Below are 20,349 nucleotides of genomic sequence, written 5' to 3'. Positions count from 1 at the left end.
GAGGCCGGTTCGATGCGGGGCGCGGGTCGTCAGGCGCGCCGAGGGCGAATCCGCCAGACGATTGCCGAGCGGTCGGCGGGATCGAGGGCGATCCGGTGGTTCTTGCCGTAGAGCTCGAACTTGTAGCCCAGCAGCAGGTCCTCGACCTCGACTGCCCCGTCGTCGGGCAGGCCGAGCAAATGCAGCGGCACCTCGTAGGTGCATTCCTGCCGGTTCTTCGGGTCGAGGTTGACCATCACGAACACGCAGTTGTCACGCTCCGGCGTCACCTTCGCATAGGCGATGATGTCGTCGTTCCAGGCACCGGTGAAGTGGATGTTCCGGAAGTCCCACAGCGCCGGATTGTCCCGGCGAGCTTGGTTGAGCTTGATGATGTGGTCGCGGATGTTGCCGGGGCGGTGATAGTCCCACGCCTTCAGCTCGTACTTTTCCGAATCGAGATACTCTTCCTTGCCCGGATAGGGCGCGGCCTCGCACAGCTCGAAGCCGTTGTAGATGCCGTAGATCGACGAGAGCGTGGCTGCCAGCGTCGCGCGCACGATAAAGCCGGGGCGTCCGCTGGTCTGGAGATAGTACGGGTTGATGTCGGGCGTGTTGGCGAAGAAATTCGGGCGGTAGTACTCGCCCATCTCGCCAGCCAGTTCCAGCGCGTACTCGGTCAACTCCTGCTTCGTGTTGCGCCACGTGAAGTAGGTGTAGCTCTGCTGGTAGCCCGCCTTGGCGAGCTTCTTCATCATCTTCGGCCGGGTGAAGGCCTCGGCGAGGAAGATCGCGTCGGGATACTGCGCGTTCACTTCGCTCAGCATCCACTCCCAGAACGGGATCGGCTTGGTGTGCGGGTTATCGACCCGGAAGATGCGAGCACCTTGAGCGCACCAGCCGAGGACGATGTCGCGCAGCTCGATCCAGAGCGAGGGCAGCGCCCCACCGTAGAAGTGGACGTTCGAGATGTCCTCGTACTTCTTGGGCGGATTCTCGGCGAATTTGAGCGTGCCGTCGGGCCGCCACTCGAACCACTCGGGATGCTGCTTGATCCAAGGATGGTCGGGCGAGCACTGGATCGCGAAATCGATCGCGACCTCCATGCCGTGGGCGTGGCTGGCGGCGACGAGCTGGCGAAAATCCTCCAGCGTGCCGAGTTCGGGGTGCACGGCTTCGTGCCCGCCCTCCTCGGAACCCACCGCGTAGACCGAGCCGACATCGCCGGGCTGCGCCTTCAGCGTGTTGTTCTTGCCCTTGCGGTTGGTCTTCCCGATCGGGTGGATCGGCGTGAAATAGAGCACGTCGAAGCCGAGTTCGCGGATCTCGGGCAGGCGCCGGATTACGTCCGCGAAGGTGCCGTGGCGGTTCGGATCGCCCGATTGCGAGCGCGGGAAGATCTCGTACCAAGCCGAGAACCGGGCCGCGAGCCGGTCGGCGATGACGGGGATGTTCACGGGATAACGCGAGAGGTTCACCCGCTCGGCGTTGCGCCGGACCAGCGACATCGTCTCCGGCGCCAGGATCTTTTCCAGGATCACCGATGAGCCTTCGGGCTCCGCGGCGAGCGAGCGGATCAGCCCGTCGAGCCGCTGCTTGTCGGCCCCGCTCGCCAGATCCTCGGCAATCTGGATCAGCTCGACACCCTCGATCGTCTCCAGCCGCACATCCACGCCGGCATCGCGCTTCTTCAGGGTGTCGCGCACCCAGGACGAGAAGCCGTCGCGCCACGCCTCGATCGTGAACTCGTAGCGGGCGTTGCGCTCGAGCGGGAAGTGACCGGCCCAGCGGTCGTTGTCCACGAACACCATCGGGTCGCGCCGCCACGTCTCTTCGCCGACGACGCGGGAGAGGATCGCCGCGTTGATGATCTCGTGACCGTCGGAAAAGATGTCCGCTTCGACGCGCACCTGCTCGCCGACGACACGTTTCACCGCCGAGCGGCCGCCGTCGATCTCCGGCGTCACCGCCTCGATGACGACGCGGCCCTTGCCCTGCGGCACGGTCGCGGGCGGCGGTGCGGCGACCTTGGCACGCTCGGCCACGAGGATGCGCAACTCGCCCGGCAGCAGATCGATGCTGGCACCCGGGTGGAAGGCGATCGGCTCGACGTCGGGCGTGCGGTCATCGAAGGGGCCGAGTTGGCCGCCGGTGCGCTCGATCAGGCGACCGGCATCGACCGGTGCCGGAGCGTCACCCGGATTGAACAGGAGGAGTGTCGCCGAATGCGCCGAAGCCGGGTGGCCGGTATCGGTTCGGAACAGGGCGGTGAAGGTCGCATCCGGCGCCGAGAGCCGCATCTGTGCGCCCTCGACATTGGCAGCCGGAATCGAAGCTTTCAACGCGTTGATCGCCGTCACGTAAGCCGAGATGTCGATTCCCGTGTCGTGCTCGCGCGAACCGGGCGTGGTCTCGACCACGTGCAGCGCCCGGCGATACCCCCACTCGTAGCCGATCGGCATCAGCACGCCGGCCGAAAAGAAGGCGGAGAGCGCGTAGCGTGTCTTCAGCCTCTGGGCGACCGCTTCCGCCCCGCCGGAGATGTCGGCGGCGAGCCGGCTCATGTCGTGGTTCTCGGGGAAGGCAATGGAGGGCGCGACCACCCGCAGCCGCTCGTACTGTTCCAGAGCCCAGGGCGCCTTGAGGTTCCACCACGCGAACGAGTTGAACAGGTAGTCGAAGCCGGCGCCTGCCGTTGCCTGCGCCTCCTCGAAGGTGCAGCCCAGCGTCTCGGCAGCGAACAGCGTGTCGGCTTCGCGCTGCTTGGCGGCCTGGATCAGTGCGCGCCAGACATCCGGAGGGACCTTGTAGGCGGCGTCACAGCGGAAGCCGCGCACGCCGAGCCGTTGCAGCCGGGCGACGTAGCCGTCGAAGATGCGGATCAGCTCACCCCGAGCGTGCTCGGAATGGTAGTCGAGTTCGATCAGATCGCCCCAGACCGTGCGCTTTGACGGATCGTCGGGATCGATCGCCGCCGGGCTCACCGGCTTGCCCTCGGCGTCGCGCACGAACAGGTCCGGCCGGTCGTGGAACAGGCGGGCATTGTCGGCGGTGTGATTGATGACGAGGTCGCTCATCACCGACACGCCGTGCGACTCAGCGGCCCGGCAGAACTGCGTGATCTGCTCGTCGTCGGACGTGCCGTCATCGTCGCGAAACCGCTCGTCGAGCGCGTCGAGATCGGCCACCGCATAGAGGCTGCGCGAGCCGCCGGTCTGGTGGAACGGGTTGAGATAGACCCAATTGAAGCCGAGATCGGCGATGCGCGGCAGTTCCGCCGCCCAAGCCGAGACGGTCCCGACGAGGAGCGGGAACAGGTTGTAGATGCGCGGGCCCTCCGCGCGGGGGGCGAAGGCGGCCGGAAGGGCCACCGTCTCCGCGCCGGTCCGGGTCGCAGGCGTCATCGCGGTGTTCGGTGCGTTCATGGATCGCCTCCGTCTTGTCGCTTCTCGCCAAGCGCGTTGTGATGAATCGAGGCCATGGTTCAGCATTGACGAAACGCCGAACGACCAAACTCGCTCACCGCCCGAGAGGACGGCGAACCGATGTTTCGTGGGGCCGCCTCAGGCAGCCCGCCGCAACACCAGATAGGGCAGTTTGGCGAAGTGCCGACCGAGGTCGAGCCCGTCGCCCTCCGCCGCAATCTCGCCGCCGCCGACCACGTCCACCCACCGGCTGCCGGCTGGCACGGGCAGGACGGTTCCGGCGAAGGCTTCGCTGGACCAACCCGATTCGGCCGTCATCCGTGCGACGAGCCTCGGCACGGCGACTAGCAGATCGTCCTCACCCGAGGTGACGGCCGAGCGGGTAAACGCGATGACGTGATCCGCACGCGCCCCTTCCGCCGGGAGCGGACGGTAATCCGCATCGGCGTAGAAGGCCGGGCGCGCCGCCCGATCGGCGAGCAACCGCGCCAACGTCGCCTGTTTCACGCGCCCATCCGGCCAGGAACCGATCAGCGCGTCCGGCGTGCCGCCGGCCTCGAGCGCCCGGGCCCTTTCCGTGTAGTCGACAGGCCGACGGTTGTCGGGATCGACGAAGGAGAAGTCCCAGAACTCAGTGCCCTGGTACGTGTCCGGAATTCCGGGAAGGGTGCATTTGAGCACGGTGCGTCCCAATCCTGCGATCATGCCGAGGAACGCGAGACGACGCACGAGCGGCCGGAGCCGATCGAGGCAATCCGAGCCGGGCACGATCAGGGCCGCGAAGAGCGCGTGGACGGCGCTCTCGTAACCTTCGTCCACGTTGACCCAGCTCGACCGGCGCTTGCTCTCGCGCAAAGCCTTCTCGGCATAGGCGTCGAGCCGTTTGCGGAAGTCCTCGATCGCGTCCGGGTCGTCACCGTCCAGAAGCTCGAGCGGCCACGCGCCGAGTATCGCCTGGAGGAACATCCACTGGTCGTTCGGGTCCGGTGCCGGCTCGCCTTCGACCTGCTTGATCAGCGGCTCGGAGGCGCGGCGCCACGTGTCCCAGGCGCGGGCCCATTCCTCCGGAAGCTCGGAGAGAGCGAGCTGGCGCGTGCGGGCATCCTCGCCGCGCTTGGTGTCGTGGGTGGCCGTGGTGATCATCGCGTTCGGCCAGTCGCGAGCCCGCGCGGCCTGAAGCGCGTGGAAGTGCTCCGCGTCGAGGCCGTACTCGCCGGGATCGCCGCCGACCTCGTTGAGGCCGAGCAGTTCAACGAAGCGATAGAACAACGTGTCTTCCAGGCTCTTGGCCATCACCGGGCCGGTGAGCTGCTGGAACCGGCGGCGGAAGCGCAGGACCACCTGCTGATCCGGGTGACCGGCAGAGCCGAGATCGGTCCGGCCGAGCAGGGCATCGGCAGCAAAGTCGTGCACCGAACGATCCGGCAGGGCGCTCCAGCGCTTGGCCTTGCGCACGGCGCCCTCGATCAGCCGCACATCCTCGGCCTCGATCTCGGTCTCATCGAGATCGCCGGGCAGGTAGGAGCGATAGACGGGGAAGCGCGCCACGATCTCGATCAGCGCCCGACGGATCGCGTTGGTGGAGAAGTCGCGGGTGCGCCGGTCGGAATCGGCGATCTGCTTGAGGTCGCCGGTCATCACCTCGAGTTCCGAAGCGAAGCTGATCTCCAGAATCTCCGCCTTGGCCGCCCGGAATTGGAAGCCGTAGGGCGTGTCCATATCGGTGGCCCACCGATAGAATTTTTCGATGCGCGGCTTCAGCGCCCGATCGACCAGGATGCCGTCGAGCTGATTCAGCACGTCGTAGCCGGTGGTGCCGGCGACCGGCCAGTCGCGCAGCTTCTCGCCGGGCTCCAGGATCTTCTCGACGACGATGTAGAAGCCTGGGCCGACCGCGGCCTGAAGCGCGCGGGCGTAACCCAGCGGATCGGCCAGCCCGTCGATGTGGTCGATGCGCAAGCCGTCGATTCGGCCCTCGCCGATGAGGCGGAACAGCAGGTCGTGCGAGCGAACGAACACGTCCGACAACTCGACGCGCAGGCCAGCCAGCGAGTTCACGTCAAAAAAGCGGCGGTAGTTGATGTCGCTCGACGCGATCCGCCAATGGGCGAGCCGGTAGGATTGCTGTTCGAGCAGCCGATGCAGCGGTCCGAAACTGTCGGGATAGTCCCGGTTGCCGTTCAGGAGATGCAGCGCCCGGTAGATCGAGGCGGCGATCTGCGGCGAGGCCCGCACGGTGCCCGCAAGCTGGCGCTTCAGTTCCTCGGCGGCCTCCGGCATGGCCCGGCGGCGCTCGAGATTGGTCTCCTCACCCATGGCCCGCAGGCGTTCGGTGATCGCGAGAACCTCCGCCGACATGTCGTCCCCGATCTCGCCGAGCGCCGCGAGCGCCCGGTTGAGGATCGTCGGGTATTGCAGCGGGCAGATCGGGAACTGATGCTCGTAGTGCCAGACGCTGAAGGCGCCGGATGCCTCGTCGAATTTCAGTTCCAGCGTGCCCTTCTCCAGAGCCTCGCCGTAACGCTCGCCGAGGAAAGGGATGACGAGCTTGCCGTTGGCGCCGAGCCGCTCCCAATCGATGTCGAAGGCGTTGGCCGCGGGCGAGAGCCCTCCCCACTCGAGCACCGAGAGCCACCAGGGATTGTCGGCGCCGCCCACACCCATGTGATTGGGCACGATGTCGAGGAGCAGCTTCAGTCCATGGGCGTGGAGCGCGTCGGTGAAGCTGCGGAAACCCTCCTCGCCGCCGATCTCCGGATTGATCTGGGAGTGATCGACGATGTCGTAGCCGTGGGTCGAGCCGGGCCGTGCCCGCTGCAGCGGCGAGGCATAGACATGGCTGATGCCGAGCTTCTGAAGATAAGGGACCGTCTTCTCCGCATCCGCGAAGGTGAAGCCTTCGTGGAACTGGAGGCGATAGGTCGCCCGCGGCGGCGCCGAAGCGAGGCGGGCAGCGCCCGAGCGCGGTCCCCGCTCCTCCGCCGACAGGGCGGCGGCGAGCTTGGCGAGCGGCCCACCGGGGGCAGCGATGGCTTCGAGGTTTCTGTCGAGCTTGCGCCGCCAGTTCGGATAACCCTCGGTCGAGCCGGGCACGTTGGCCTGCGACAGCTCGCCGACGACGTCTTCGTACTGCACGGCGGTCAGGATCGACGGCGCGCGGGCGAGGTAGCGGGCGGCCGCCTCGAGCGGCGCATGTTCCGGCGGCTCGGAGCTCGGCAGGAGTTGCTGAGCTGCCAGCGCCTCCGACAGGCGCCAGCGCTCGGCGACGCGCTCGGTGCGTTCGGCCTCGGCCCGCTCGGCATCGTAGAGGCCCAGCGATTGCCGGGTATCGGTATCGACGCCGCGCCACCAGCCGACGAAGGTCGGCAGGTCGTGGGTGGTGATCGCGGTCAGCGCATCCTTAGGATAGGCCTCGGGCGCCTTGAAGGCGCCGCCCTGCTCCCGCTCGAAGGCGAGGATGCGGTAGCTGAGGATGCCGGACTGCATCAGCGCATCGGAGAAGCCCTCCGGCGCGGTGCCGAGATCCTCGGCGATGACGAGGCACTTGGCGCGGTGGCTCTCCAGCCGCAGCACGGCCAGCATCGGCTCGAACGGCATCGCGACATACGCACCCTCGCGGGCGGAACGTCCGAGCGGGATCAGGAACAGGCGCGCGAGCTGGAATGCGTGGTCGATGCGGATCGCGCCGGCATGGCGCATGTTCGCTTTCACCAGGGCCCGGAAGGCTTTCAGACCGTCGCGCTCCATCTCCAGCGGATCGAAGGCCGGCAGGCCCCAATCCTGGCCCTTGGGGGCGAGTAGATCCGGCGGCGCGCCGATCGAGACACCGTTGGCGAAGCGCTCAGGATGCGACCAGATCTCCGAGCCACCCCGGTCCGCGCCGACCGCCAGATCGCGATAGAGGCCGAGCCGCATGCCGGCAGCCAGCGCCATCTCGGAGGAGGCCTTGAGCTGGGTGTCGGCGAGGTATTGCAGGAAGACGTGATAGCTAATGCGGTCCGCGTGCGTCTCGGTAAAGGCCCGCACGGCGTCGGTACCGGCACGGCGATACTCTTCCGGCCAATCGCCGAGCCAGTGCGCGCCCTTGGTCCGGAAAAGTTCGGAGAGCGCGTCGAAGGTGGCGTGCGATATGAGGTTCTCGCCGCCTTCCTCGCGAAACGCGGCGAAACCGGCATCCTTGCCGGCTTGAGCTTCGGAATCCTCCCAATAGGCTTCGAGGATGGGCGAGAGAACTTCCCAGACGCCGGCATGATCGACCAGGGAGATGTCGCGCAGCGTCTCGATGCGGGCGCGGTGGCGTTCCAAAATCTCAGCGGCGCGGCTCCCGGCGAAGCCCGGCAGAGCGCCCGGTTCGATGTAGAGGGTTTCAAGGAAGAGGCGCGAGGACGGCGAATAGGGGGAGATCTTCGCCCGGTCCGTGGGGAACAGGGCGTGGGCCGGGCTGAGCCCGAGGAACGAGGCACCGCGCAAAGCCGCATCGCGGGCGGCACGGCCGGCATCCGCATACGTGCCGATGCCGAGGTTGCTCGGCGAGCGCAGGCCGTAGAGCTGGGCGGCGAGGCCCCAATCGCGGGCGCCGTCCTCGGCATAGGCACGCGGGCGCCAGCAGCGCTGCGGTGCAGCGACGATCCACGCCTGGGCCCGGCGTTCCCCAACCGTAACGGAGAGCCTGTGATAGCCCGGCGTCAACGGCGGCAGGTCGAACCCGGCGCCGTCTTCCGATGCGGTGAGGGTGGCACGTCCCTCACGGGAGCGGTCGTGCTCATCCACCAGCCGCCACGCGACGGCGCCGGAGGTCACGCCCATCCGCACCGGCACGCGCACGCCGCGCCGTGCCTCGGCCGCCAGCAGGGGCGGGATCACGTTGGCGCGCACGGCCTCGACGGCGGCAAGGCTGCGGCGGATCGCTTCGTCATCCGCCGCCTTGAATCCGAGGGCTTCGAGCATGCCGCGGCGAACATCGAGCGGCGTATCGACCCGCTTCCCGAAAGCATCGGTGAAGCCGTCGGCAATGCCGACGAGGTCGGCCAGGCGTTCGAGATCACTCACGTCCGAGGCACTCACGTCAGAGAGATTCACTTGGTGCCACCGATCAGAAAGACGCCCGTCCATGACGGCAGTTGCATCTCCTGTCGGACAGCCCCGCTCGACCAGATCACCTGGCCGCCGTCGGCGCTCGCCGAGAATTCCGCGTCGCCGACATTCGCGATGAAGCGCAGCCAGCCGTCCGCGTAGCGCCAGGTACAATCCACGACACCCGGCGCCGGGATCTTGGCGTCAGCCCCGAGGTAGCGGCTCTTGGTGAGGGGCACCACGCTCTGCCGACGAATCTGGAGGATGTTGCGCGTGTCGGCCCATATGGCGCGATGCGGCTCGGTCTCGGCCTCGTCCCAATCGATCTTCGAATCCTCGAAGGTCCGCGCCTCCGTCGGATCGGGAATCACCGAGGTGTCGTCGGCGAAGGCAGCGAAGCTCTTGAACTCGCGGCGGCGGCCCTCACGCACTGCCTTGTTCAACTCCTCGTCGGGCGCGAAATCCACGAAGAACAGGAAGGGAGCGGAGGCCGACCATTCCTCGCCCATCCAAAGCATCGGGATCTGCGGCGCAAGCAGCAGCCCGGCGCGGGCAAGCGCCAGCTTTTTGGGGTCTGCGAGATGGTTCAAGCGTTCGCCGAGCGCCCGGTTGCCGACCTGATCATGGTTCTGGAGGAAGGTAACGAAAGCCGAGGGCGGCAGATGCGACGAAGGCTCGCCGCGCGGATGGTTGTCGAGGGTCGGGAAGGGCTCGCCCTGGTAGGCAAAGCCCTCTGAAAGACAGCGAGCTAGGTGCTCCACCGGCTTGTCGGCGAAGCTCTCATAGTAGCCGGCATCCTCGCCGGTCAGAAGCACGTGCCAGCAATGGTGCAGGTCGTCCGCCCACTGTGCACTATGAAGCACGGGCGAAGCGTTGTCGTCGCGCTCCAACCAGCGGGCCTGATTGGCCTCGTTTTCCAGAATCAGATGGATGTGCCGTTCCGGGAAGGTCTCGCGGATCGTCTCGCCGAGTTCGGCCAGGAAGTGCTTCTCGGAATCATCGAGGATCGCGTGCACCGCATCGAAGCGGATTCCGTCGAAGTGGTACTCCTTCAGCCAGTAGAGCGCGTTCTCGATAAAGTAGTCGCGCACGACCGGGCCCGACTCCTTGCCGTCGAAATTGATGCCGGCGCCCCACGGCGTCTGGTGACGCTCGGTGAAGAAGGTCTTGGCATAGGCGTTCAGGTAGTTTCCGGCCGGGCCGAAGTGATTGTAGACGCAATCGATCAGCACCATCAGGCCCTTGGCGTGGGCGGTGTCGATCAGGCGCTTGAGGTCGTCCGGGCGGCCATAGGCCGAGTCCGGGGCGTAGGGCAGCACGCCGTCATAGCCCCAGTTGCGCGTGCCCTTGAAGTCGGCGAGCGGCAGCAATTCGATCGCCGTGACGCCGAGATCGACCAGATCGTCGAGGCGCTTCTCCAGCCCGGCATAGGTTCCCTCGGGCGTCGCCGTGCCGACATGCACCTCGTAGACGATCGCCTCTTCCCAGGGCCGCCCCGTCCACTCTTGGTCGGACCACGCATAGGCGCTGGGGTCGATCACCTCGGAAGGCGCCGAAACGTCCTCGGGCTGGAAACGGGAGGCCGGGTCCGGCACCACGAGGTCGCCGTCGATACGGAAGCCGTAGCGCGCGCCGGCCTTCACCCCCGGCAGTGTGGTCCGACGCCAGCCTTCGCCGACAGCGGGGATCGGGTGGTCCGTCCCATCCACGACGAGGGTCACATCCTTGGCGGTCGGTGCCCAGAGGGCGAACCGCACACCGTCCTCGGCAAACTCGCTGCCGAATCGCATCGTATGGGCACGCCGCATCAGGCCACCGGTCTCCACTGAGAAAGGAATCGATCGTCGTTCTGGCTGGCGGGCGTTTCCTGTGTCTCACAAGGCGCCCGGCCAGTGCTTGTTCCCCCTCGTCGCAGTTATGGCGGGTTCGAGCTGCGACAACCGTCAGGCGTGACAGATTTGCTGCACCGCACGCTCTTTGTATTCCAACGCGCAAAGGGCTCCCCGCCGGTAGGCGGGGAGCCCTTCACTGAAGCAGCGATCGATTGAGAAGCGAAGAGATCAGGCTTCGATGGTCGGGCCACCGCCCTCGGAGCGGCGCTTGGCCATGAAGGCGTCGAACTGCTCGCGGTCCTTGGCCCGCTTCAGCTCCTCGACGAATTCGGCGAAGGCGCGGCTTTCTTCCTGAAGCGCACGGCGACGGGCTTCCAGGCGCTCCAGCTCGGCCCGACGATACTCCTCGAACGCCCAGTTGCCGGATGTGGCGCTGGTGCCGGAATACCCCTTGGCCGCCTCGAAGGCGCGGGCGAAGCGCGACCGGCCATCGCCACCCGCAAAGCTGAAGCTGCCGCTGTTGGCGAACTCCTTCATCTGGCTGAAGGCGGGATAGCCCGCGATCTTCCAGGCGACGTAGGCGACGGCGACGGGCCACCAATAGATGAACGCGACGACGATCGCGCCGATTTCGAGGGAACGCTTGGGAAATGGGCCGCTACGGTGAGACGCGCCGCAGGACCAGGGAGAGGTGGAGGACGTGTTCACGGCTGAGGACTCCGGGGTGTGAATGTGAACAACATTCACATGCGGACCCGCCTCGACCGTTTCAAGGGTGCCGCCTCCAAACAGCACGGCCATCGATCGAGGGCGACCCAACCAGGTCTTGCCGGCCTCGGTCGTCGGCCGGTCTCCGCGGCTTCAGGCTTTCGCGCCGCGAAGCCGCTCAAGCGGCTTCGAGCAATCGTCCGCCCTAAGCTTTGTCCTTCGCCCGCCCACCGGCCCCATGGACCAGCGCGAGAACGCCCGCGCGCAGCAATTCGTACTTGTCCGGCCCGGGCTTCGGCAATTGGCCCGCAGCCGACAGCGTGGCGATTCCGTGCGAAAGCGCCCAGACCTCAAGTGCGAGGAAGCGCGGGTCGACGCCGTCGAAACCGTCGGGGAAGGTCGTGCGTAGGGCTTCGACCAGAAGGTCGAACGGATTCGGCCGCTCAGGGGCGGGCGCCGGGGCTGCCTGACCGCGCACTTCGAAGATCGCCGCGTAGTAGCCCGGCTCCTCCTCGGCGAAGGCGAGATAGGCTTCGCCCATGCGGGTGAAACGCTCCAGCGGCGTGCCCCGGCCTGCCAGCGCCCGCGCCAGCCGGTCGGCGAGGTCGGCAAAGCCGCGGCCCGCCACCTCCTCCAACAGGGCTTCGCGCCCGCGGAAATGGCGGTAGAGCGCCGCGGGCGTCACCCCGACCAAGCGGGCGGCATCGACCAGCGTGAAGCCACCGATGCCCCGCTCGGCGATGAAGCGGCGCGCGGCCTCGATCAACGCCTCTTTGAGGTTGCCGTGATGGTAGCTGCGCCGGTCGCCCGGTCCCTCGCGCCAGGGTCGCACCCGTTCACCCTCCTTCGTGCAAACCGAATGCGTGCGGTGGCAACCGATGAAACACCTCATCGGTCCCGCAGCGCGACCGCCCTGCGTCGGCGTCGGTGCCGCCCCGGCCTTTTCTCCCGAGACGGTCCATGAGTCGATCATCTTTTCCGCCGATCCGACTTGACGGCAACGCGGTATTGCAATGTTATAAAGTAACGTATTTGACCCTGCCCTGGCGTTTGAACCATGTCGGCGACCACCCCTCGCCTCCCCGTCATCGTGCTGTCGGGTTTCCTCGGTGCCGGCAAGACGACTTTGCTCAATCACCTGCTCAACAATCGCGAGGGTCGGCGCGTCGCGGTGATCGTCAACGACATGAGCGAGGTGAACATCGATGCCGACCTCGTCCGCGACGGTGGGGCGGATCTATCGCGCACGGACGAGCAGCTCGTGGAGATGACCAACGGCTGCGTCTGCTGCACCTTGCGCGACGACCTGCCGGCCGAGGTTCGCCGTCTCGCCGCCGAGGGCCGCCTCGACCACCTGCTGCTCGAGGGCACGGGCATCGCCGAGCCCTTACCGGTAGCGAGCACCTTTTCTCCGTCCGCGACGAGGCCGGCGGAGCGCTCAGCGACGTGGCGCGGCTCGACACGATGGTGACCGTGGTCGATGCGGCGAACCTCCTGAAGGATTACGGCTCGAACGACTTCTCTGCGCCAGCGCGGCGAGACCGCGGGCGCCGACGACACTCGCACCCTGGTCGATCTGCTGGTGGAGCAGATCGAGTTTGCCGACATCGTCGTGATCAACAAGGCGCGCAACGTCTCGCCGGATCACCTCGACCTCGTGCGCTCGGTAGTGCGGAGGCTCAACGCGGATGCGCGCATCGTCGAGGCTTCGCGCGGCCAAGTGCCACCGGACGCCATACTCGATACCGGCGTCCACTTCGTCGGAAAACGCTCAAAGCGGAGAAGCGCACGGGATGGGCTTCATCAGCCTGACGGATTGGCGTGCCCGCTCGGCCGGGCTGGTGCTGGCGGCCTCGCGCGCGAAGGCTCTGCTTCACCCGGCATTCGGCTTGAGCGAGGCGGACGCCCTGTCGGTCAACGAGATCGCCTGCCCCGATCCCGGCTGCCCGGACGTCGAGACGGTGGTTCTGGTGATGCGGGCCGGCGAGCCGACGCGGGCCTTGCGCTATCGTGGCCGGCTCGAGGACCTGGACGAGGCCGCCGCCCGCGCCCTGGCCTTCGAGGAAGGCGGGCTTCGCGCGTTGTGAAGCCGGCTTTCATCATTCCGTCTTGGTCGGCGTGGGAGTAGGCCAGGGGCCAAAACCGATTCCACCCTGGCCCGAGTGCGGACATGAGTATCAAGCTACGACCGCTGGAGCGCGAAGACCTGCTCTTCGTGCATCAGCTCAACAACAATGACAGCATCATGCGCTACTGGTTCGAGGAGGCTTACGAGTCCTTCGCCGAGCTGGCGCAGCTCTACGAGCGCAACATCCACAATCAGACCGAGCGACGCTTCATCATCGCGACGGAGCGTAGCGAGCCAGCGGGAATGGTCGAGCTGGTGGAGATCAACCACCTGCACCGCCGCTGCGAGTTCCAGATCGCGATCCACCCCGACCACCAGGGAAAGGGCTACGCCAAGCGCGCGACCCGCATCGCCATCGACTACGCGTTCAAGGTGCTCAACATCCACAAGCTCTATCTGCACGTGGACAAGGACAACAAACGCGCGGCCGGCATCTATGAGAGCTGCGGCTTCCGCCCCGAGGGCATTCTCAGGGACGAGTTCTTCGTCAACGGCCGCTACCGCGACGCGGTGCGCATGTGCCTGTTCCAGCCCCACTATCTGGCCGAGCGTGGCGCTGGCGACGTCGCCGAGCCGGTGCTCAAGACCTGATGGCCCCAAAATGAAAACGGGCCCCGAAAGGCCCGCTCCATCCGTCGCGAAGATGCGTGATGCTTACCGGTACGGGTTGCCGTAGCGCGCCACGTAGGAGGTCGGGTCGATCGCGTCGATGGCCGAGAGGTCGACGTTGCGGATCGCCGTGGAACGGGCGCCGATGAAAGGTCCGTTGGTGATCGGATCGGGCAGCACGCCACGACCGTAACGGTCCGTCGGGCCGTAGGGCGGCAGAAGTGCGTTCGAGGCAGCGATGAAGGCCGGGTTGGTCGCCGGGTTCGACACCGAGCCGCTTCCGGGCTCGACCACGTTGCCGGCATCGAGCCAGGAGCGCGGGCGGATACGGATCGGCAGCGGCTGGCTCACACGAACGTAGCCGGGGTTACCGTAGGGCCCCTGGGCCTCAGCACTGGTTCCGAAGCCGATCGCGGTGAGGGTCATGGCGCCCAACAGGGCGAGCTTGGAAAAGCGCATGGCGTACCTTGTCGTGTGAGAGCCTACGGTACGGGCCGTTCGTTAAGAATCCCGCTTGTTGAGGAGTAGACGTTCTGGCGTGGCCGTTGTTCCGCGAATATGGCCGCGCTTCATCATTTTCGCCGCGTTTTTGCCGTATTGTTTCTCGTCGGGGCCTCGGCGACGGCGATCGAGCCGGTGCTGTCGCCCGGCACCGCGGCGGCCTCTTCGATCCGGCAGGCGCTCGCACCGGTGATTGAATCGGCGCCGAGCGCCGCCGTCACACGGCCGGCCAGCGTGATCCGGTCGATGGCGCAGGCGACGGAGCGGGGGTCCGGCGCCTGGCCGAGGATGCCGCACAGCCAGCCGTCGATCGCCACCGCCTTCAGGTCGAGGCTGCGAAAGCCCGTACAACTGCGTTTGCCTGCCGCCGACAGCGTGGCCTCGACGGTCTCGAAGCTGCCGAGAGTGGTCGCGACGATGCCGCGCTCTCCGGTGCGGATGACGGAGAGGCCGCGCCCGTCCGCCGCCCGGCGTACCAGCGTCACGAACAGACTGGCGCCGGGCTCGGCTCGCCCGCCCGCATCGGTGGCCGTGAAGAGGAGGTAGGGCGCCTCGATCATGTCGAACGCGCCCTGGCTCACGCTGTCCTCACGCTGTCCGTTGCCGGAGTTCCACCGCGTCGGTCCGGGTTGGGGCGGCAGCTCGGCCGCGTCGTCCCGCAACGTCAGCAGCGGTTCCGTCGCAGCGATCGCCCGGCGTGCGCCCTCGGCGGCCCGCGGAGGCTCGCTCCAGGACTGTGGCGGCTCGGGTGCCACGGCCCGATCGCGGGCGACCAGGGAGAGCCCGGCGATCAGGGCCGCGCTGGCTGCGAGCTTGGCCGCCAGCCGCAGGCGGCCGAGGGGACGGGGACGGGACAGGTCCTGGAAGTCGTCGGATCTCTCGAAGGCGTCGTCCGGATGGGGGAGCATGCGCAGGCCTCGATCGGGTCCGCGGGGCCGCAAAGGCCCTCGCCGTTGCCCGATCTCTGCCCCGACGCACGCCACCAGCGGGTTGAGGAAACACGGCCTGTCCTCGGATTCCTCGTCCGATGGTGAATGCAGGGTTGCCGCTCGCATCATCCTGTCACGTCTGTCCCGGCGCGGCCGGAACGCACCACTTGACAGGGGAGCACGCCGGGCATCTTGCTCCGGGTGCTTTGAGAGCCCACCTCGACGAACCGGGGCGGGTTCTTCAGCCTATGGAATCTTCCCGAACCTAGGCCCGAGCGGTGCGTCCGCCGGCTACGGGAAGAGGCGGTCCGGTGACATCCGGCCCGCGCAGCGGAGTTTGGTGAGATGGGTTACAAGGTCGCCGTCGTCGGAGCCACGGGCAATGTGGGCCGCGAGATTCTCGACATCCTGGCCGAGCGCGCCTTCCCGGCCGACGAGGTCGTGGCGCTGGCCTCCAGCCGGAGCCTGGGCCAGGAAGTCTCTTTCGGCGACAAGATTCTCAAGGTCAAAACGCTCGACACCTACGACTTCTCCGACACCGACATCTGCCTGATGTCGGCCGGCGGCGAGACGTCGAAGGAGTGGAGCCCGCGCATCGGCAGCCAAGGCTGCGTGGTGATCGATAACTCGTCGGCCTTTCGCTACGACGCCGACGTGCCGCTGATCGTGCCGGAGGTGAATGCCGACGCGGTCGTGGGCTTCTCCAAGCGCAACATCATCGCCAACCCGAATTGCTCGACCGCGCAGCTCGTCGTCGCGCTCAAGCCGCTCCACGAGGCGGCCACCATCAAGCGCGTCGTGGTCTCGACCTATCAGTCCGTTTCCGGGGCGGGGAAGGAGGCCATGGACGAACTGTTCAGCCAGACCCGCGCCGTCTTCACCGCCGGCGAGGTGGTGACGAAGAAGTTCACCAAGCGGATCGCCTTCAACGTCATCCCCCACATCGATGTGTTCATGGAGGATGGCTACACGAAGGAAGAGTGGAAGATGGTCGCCGAGACCAAGAAGATGCTCGATCCCAAGATCAAGCTCACGGCGACCGCGGTGCGGGTGCCGGTCTTCATCGGCCATGCCGAGTCGGTGAACGTCGAGTTCGAGCGCCCGATCTCGCCGGAGAAGGCGACCGAGATCCTGCGCGCGGCGCCGGGCGTGCTCGTGATCGATAAGCGCGAGAACGGCGGCTACATGACCCCGCACGAGGCGGCGGGCGAGGATGCCACATACATCTCCCGCATCCGTGAGGACGCCACGATCGAGAACGGCCTGAACTTCTGGTGCGTCTCGGACAACCTCCGCAAGGGCGCGGCGCTCAACGCCGTGCAGATCGCCGAGGTGCTGGTGAACCGCAAGCTGCTGAACAAGGCCAAGCAGGCCACCTAGCCTTTCACGGCCCTAACCATTTCGAAACGCCGTCCCTGACCGGGGCGGCGTTGTCGTTTGGGCGATCGTCCGAAGCAGGAGCACGATCCGCGACGTCGAGCGCGTCATTTTATAACATATGATAGAAACAATCGGATGTTAAAGGCGGCCCATACCCGCTTCCGACTTCTGCCAAATGGCCAACCGTCCGACAAAGCGCCCGATGCGTCTCTCATTGTGGGAGGTCGTTCTCTTCGTCCTGCTGCTCGCTTGGATCGCGGCGGTTCTGGCCACCGAGCACGGACCGATGAAGCTGACGCCGCCCCTGGTCCCCTACGGCACCACCGATCAGCCGTCCGGCGCCGCCGCTTCGAGCGCGGCGATGTCGCCGCCGCCGATCAGGGGCAGGTGAGCCGTGATCCGCTCGATCGGCCAATCCCACCACGCCACTGCCTGCAGGCGCGCGGCGTCCACTTCCGAGAAGCGGCGGCGGACAACCTTCGCGGGGTTGCCGGCTACGATCGCGTAGGGCGGGACGTCCGCCGCCACGACAGAATGCGCCGCGACCACCGCCCCGTCGCCGATTGTGACGCCCGGCATCACGGTGCTCCGATACCCGAACCAGACATCGTTGCCGATGCGCGTGTCGCCGCGATTCGGGAAGTTCAGCTCGCCCTCGAAGCGACCGATCCAGTCGCCGCCGAAGATCGGGAACGGGTAGGTCGAAAGCCCGTCGAGGCGGTGATTGCCGCCACTCATCAGGAAGCGCGTCTGCGCGGCAATGGCGCAGAACTTCCCGATCACCAGCCGGTCGCCGATGAAGGGAAAGTGGTAGAGAATCGCGTCGAGAAAGGCCTGCGGCCCGGCCGGATCGTCGTAATAGCTGTAGGCGCCGACCACGACATTGTCCGGCAGGTCGAGGTTGCGGATGAAAGTGACGCGCCTGTGCCCGGGCATCGGATGCAGCGCGTCTGGATCCGGTCCGATCATGGTCGCCGGCATGCTCCCCTCACCTCTCGCCTACGGACGAGATGGTGTTTGCAGCCGGAGATGGCCGGATCGCGGCACGGGAGGGCGGGGATCGCGCCTCGAAGCGCTTGAATTCGCCACGCAGCGGGGTTAAGTCACGGCTCAACATTTCTGGTGCAGTCGATAGGCTGCTTGCGGGAGTGGGCCCCCCGGGGTCCGCTCTTTTTTATTTTCGCGAGCACCTCCAGCGCTGGATTTGCCAAGCTTAACCCCCGATCGAGACCTTCGGAAAACCACAGCATGGCGGAGCCCACCGAGAAACGTCTTGTCAGCGAGACCGGCGTCGCCGCGCGCGTCGCCCAGATCGTCGAGGGACCGATCGAGGGCCTCGGCTTCCGGCTGGTCCGGGTGAAGATCTCGAACACGAACGGTCGCACCGTGCAGATCATGGCCGAGCGGCCCGACGGCACGATGGGCGTCGACGAGTGCGAGGCGGTGAGCCGCGCGATTTCGCCGATCCTCGACCTGGAGGATCCGGTCGGCGACGCCTACTATCTCGAAGTCTCGTCGCCGGGCATCGACCGGCCCCTGGTGCGGGTTTCCGATTTCGAGCGCTGGGCCGGTTACGAGGCAAAGGTAGAGCTTGCCGTGCCGATGGACGGGCGCAAGCGCTTCCGCGGCATCATCGGGGTTCCGAGCGCGGACGGCACCACGGTGCCGATCGACCTGCCCGACGTGAAGCCGGGCCTTCCGAGCCGCATCGATGTGCCGCTGCGCGATCTCGGCGAGGCACATCTCATTCTCACGGACGAGCTGATTCGCGAATCGCTCCGCCGTGGCTCCGCCCCGCCGCAGGACGGCGAGGAGGTCGACGAGGAAGAGGGCGCGGAAGCCGAGCACGAGGCGCCGCAGGTCCGCTTCATCCCGCAACCGAAGCGGCCCAAGCCCAAGCTGGACAAGAAGGCCGACAAGCCGGTGAAGGCGAAGAAGCCCAAGCCCGGCGGCGGTATCGTCACGAAGGCCGCCCGCCTCAAGAACCGCGACACGCTTCACTGATCCGACAGCATCGCTTCGGGCGCCCGGTTCCGGCGCCGTCGCGATGCAAAAAGACCTTGAAAAGTTAGCCCGCTCTCGCAGCGGAAGACACGACCGAAGGAAGGACCAGACCCCATGGCTGTCGTCAGCGCCAATCGGCTCGAACTCCTGCAGATCGCCGAGGCGGTCGCCCGTGAGAAGGTGATCGACCGCCAGATCGTCATCGAGGCGATGGAAGAGGCGATCGCGAAGGCGGCCCGCTCCCGCTACGGCGCCGAGACCGACGTCCACGCCGAGATCGATACGAAAAGCGGAGCACTGCGCCTGTCCCGCCACCTCCTCGTGGTCGATCAGGTCGAGAACGATGCCCGCGAGATCACCCTCGATCAGGCCCGACGCTACAACCCCGGCGCCCTCATCGGCGACGTGATCTCCGATACCCTGCCACCGTTCGATTTCGGCCGCGTCGCGGCGCAATCGGCCAAGCAGGTCATCGTCCAGAAGGTGCGCGACGCCGAGCGCGCTCGCCAGTACGACGAGTACAAGGACCGGATCGGCGAGATCCTCAACGGCGTGGTCAAGCGCGTCGAGTACGGCAACGTCATCGTCGATCTCGGCCGCGGCGAGGGCATCGTCCGCCGCGACGAGATGATCCCGCGCGAGACCTTCCGCCCCGGCGACCGCATCCGCGCCTACCTGTTCGACGTGCGCTCCGAGGTGCGCGGGCCGCAGATCTTCCTGTCGCGCTCCCACCCGCAATTCATGGCCAAGCTGTTCGGCCAGGAAGTGCCGGAGATCTACGACGGCATCGTCGAGGTCAAAGCGGTCGCCCGCGATCCCGGCTCGCGCGCCAAGATCGCCGTCATCTCCCGCGATTCCTCGATCGACCCGGTCGGCGCCTGCGTCGGTATGCGCGGCTCCCGCGTCCAGGCGGTGGTCGGCGAGCTTCAGGGCGAAAAGATCGACATCATTCCGTGGTCGGAAGATCAGGCGACCTTCATCGTCAACGCGCTGCAGCCGGCCGAAGTCGTGAAGGTGGTGCTCGATGAGGAGGCCGACCGCATCGAGGTGGTGGTGCCCGACGACCAGCTCTCGCTGGCCATCGGTCGCCGTGGCCAGAACGTGCGGCTGGCCTCGCAGCTCACCGGCTGGGACATCGACATCCTGACCGAGGCCGAGGAATCGGAGCGGCGCCAGAAGGAATTCGCGGAGCGCACTCAGGCGTTCATGGAGGCGCTCGACGTCGACGAGACGGTCGGCCAGTTGCTGGCGGCCGAAGGCTTCCGCAACGTCGAGGAAATCGCCTTCGTCGATGTGGCGGAACTCTCGAACATCCAAGGACTCGACGAGGAGACCGGTGCCGAGATCCAGGCCCGCGCCCAGGATTACCTCGCCCGCATCGAGCAGGAGCAGGACGACCGCCGCCGCGAGCTCGGCGTCGAGGACGAGTTGCGTGAGATCGACGGCATCACCACCGCAATGATGGTGGCGCTGGGCGAGAACGAGGTGAAGACCGTCGAGGATCTGGCCGGCTGCGCGACCGACGATCTCGTCGGCTATACCGAAGGCCGTGGCCCCGAGGCCGTGCGCCATGCGGGCTATCTCGACGGATTCGAGCTGTCGCGGGCCGAGGCCGAGGCGCTGATCATGGCCGCCCGTCTGAAGGCCGGCTGGATCGACGCGCTGCCGGAGCCGGAGGGTGAGGCCGCCGATGGCGACGCCCACGACGGCGAGGTGACCGAGGACGCGATGGCCGAACCGCAGCAGGCCTGAGCCAGAGGTACGGAGAGACGGTGCAGGAT

At 66.9% G+C, this 20,349-nt stretch carries 14 protein-coding genes; 6 read left to right on the top strand and 8 right to left on the bottom strand.

The window, feature by feature from the left end:
• Positions 1-29: 29 nt before the first annotated feature.
• The 5 genes from Y590_RS12585 to Y590_RS12565 form a co-directional block, all read right to left on the bottom strand.
• Complete coding sequence (locus tag Y590_RS12585; RefSeq protein ID WP_060770143.1) at positions 30-3,404, bottom strand: maltotransferase domain-containing protein; 3,375 nt, start codon at positions 3,402-3,404, stop codon at positions 30-32.
• 138 nt (positions 3,405-3,542) lie between these two features.
• The gene (locus Y590_RS12580) at positions 3,543-8,483 is read right to left on the bottom strand and encodes a malto-oligosyltrehalose synthase (RefSeq protein ID WP_060770142.1); all 4,941 of its coding nucleotides are present in this window, start codon (positions 8,481-8,483) and stop codon (positions 3,543-3,545) included.
• Positions 8,480-10,285: a malto-oligosyltrehalose trehalohydrolase gene (treZ, locus tag Y590_RS12575; RefSeq protein WP_060770141.1), complete on the bottom strand. Its 1,806-nt coding sequence runs from the start codon at positions 10,283-10,285 to the stop codon at positions 8,480-8,482. Before treZ ends, Y590_RS12580 begins: the two co-directional genes overlap by 4 nt.
• Before the next feature lie 252 nt (positions 10,286-10,537).
• Complete coding sequence (locus Y590_RS12570; protein WP_060772276.1) at positions 10,538-11,017, bottom strand: DUF2852 domain-containing protein; 480 nt, start codon at positions 11,015-11,017, stop codon at positions 10,538-10,540.
• 205 nt (positions 11,018-11,222) lie between these two features.
• Positions 11,223-11,849, bottom strand: coding sequence for a TetR/AcrR family transcriptional regulator (locus Y590_RS12565; protein WP_060770140.1), 627 nt, complete (start codon positions 11,847-11,849; stop codon positions 11,223-11,225).
• A 225-nt stretch (positions 11,850-12,074) separates the two neighbouring features.
• Between Y590_RS12565 and Y590_RS27320 the strand changes: the two genes are divergently transcribed.
• The 3 genes from Y590_RS27320 to speG all read left to right on the top strand — a co-directional run bounded on the left by Y590_RS27320 (position 12,075) and on the right by speG (position 13,736).
• Positions 12,075-12,488: a GTP-binding protein gene (locus Y590_RS27320; RefSeq protein ID WP_286161737.1), complete on the top strand. Its 414-nt coding sequence runs from the start codon at positions 12,075-12,077 to the stop codon at positions 12,486-12,488.
• Positions 12,489-12,810: 322 nt separating this feature from the next.
• Entirely contained in the window at positions 12,811-13,104 is a 294-nt protein-coding gene (locus Y590_RS12555; RefSeq protein WP_060770139.1) for a hypothetical protein, read from the top strand.
• Positions 13,105-13,187: 83 nt separating this feature from the next.
• The gene (gene speG, locus Y590_RS12550; RefSeq protein ID WP_060770138.1) at positions 13,188-13,736 is read left to right on the top strand and encodes a spermidine N1-acetyltransferase; all 549 of its coding nucleotides are present in this window, start codon (positions 13,188-13,190) and stop codon (positions 13,734-13,736) included.
• 63 nt (positions 13,737-13,799) lie between these two features.
• On the opposite strand, the gene Y590_RS12545 is transcribed toward speG, so the two are convergent.
• Together Y590_RS12545 and Y590_RS12540 are read right to left on the bottom strand one after the other, a co-directional pair.
• Positions 13,800-14,213: a hypothetical protein gene (locus Y590_RS12545; RefSeq protein WP_060770137.1), complete on the bottom strand. Its 414-nt coding sequence runs from the start codon at positions 14,211-14,213 to the stop codon at positions 13,800-13,802.
• 113 nt (positions 14,214-14,326) lie between these two features.
• Positions 14,327-15,163 (bottom strand): hypothetical protein, encoded by an 837-nt coding sequence (locus Y590_RS12540; protein WP_060770136.1) that lies wholly within the window; start codon positions 15,161-15,163, stop codon positions 14,327-14,329.
• Between the two features lie 366 nt (positions 15,164-15,529).
• Between Y590_RS12540 and Y590_RS12535 the strand changes: the two genes are divergently transcribed.
• Positions 15,530-16,564 carry an aspartate-semialdehyde dehydrogenase gene (locus tag Y590_RS12535; protein ID WP_060770135.1) on the top strand — a complete coding sequence of 345 codons (1,035 nt, stop codon included), beginning with the start codon at positions 15,530-15,532 and terminating at the stop codon, positions 16,562-16,564.
• A 327-nt stretch (positions 16,565-16,891) separates the two neighbouring features.
• Here the strand turns inward: Y590_RS12535 and Y590_RS12530 are convergent, their stop codons facing one another.
• Positions 16,892-17,545, bottom strand: a complete 654-nt coding sequence (locus Y590_RS12530) for a CatB-related O-acetyltransferase (protein WP_060770134.1) — start codon at positions 17,543-17,545, stop codon at positions 16,892-16,894.
• Positions 17,546-17,812: 267 nt separating this feature from the next.
• On the opposite strand from Y590_RS12530, the gene rimP reads away from it, so the two are divergent.
• Positions 17,813-18,568: a ribosome maturation factor RimP gene (gene rimP / locus Y590_RS12525; protein ID WP_060770133.1), complete on the top strand. Its 756-nt coding sequence runs from the start codon at positions 17,813-17,815 to the stop codon at positions 18,566-18,568.
• Between the two features lie 114 nt (positions 18,569-18,682).
• Positions 18,683-20,320, top strand: coding sequence for a transcription termination factor NusA (gene nusA, locus Y590_RS12520; RefSeq protein ID WP_060770132.1), 1,638 nt, complete (start codon positions 18,683-18,685; stop codon positions 20,318-20,320).
• The last annotated feature ends 29 nt before the right edge of the window (positions 20,321-20,349 follow it).

The organism is Methylobacterium sp. AMS5 (assembly GCF_001542815.1).
In the GTDB taxonomy this organism is placed as follows: domain Bacteria; phylum Pseudomonadota; class Alphaproteobacteria; order Rhizobiales; family Beijerinckiaceae; genus Methylobacterium.
This window is presented reverse-complemented; position numbering and strand designations above follow the sequence as displayed.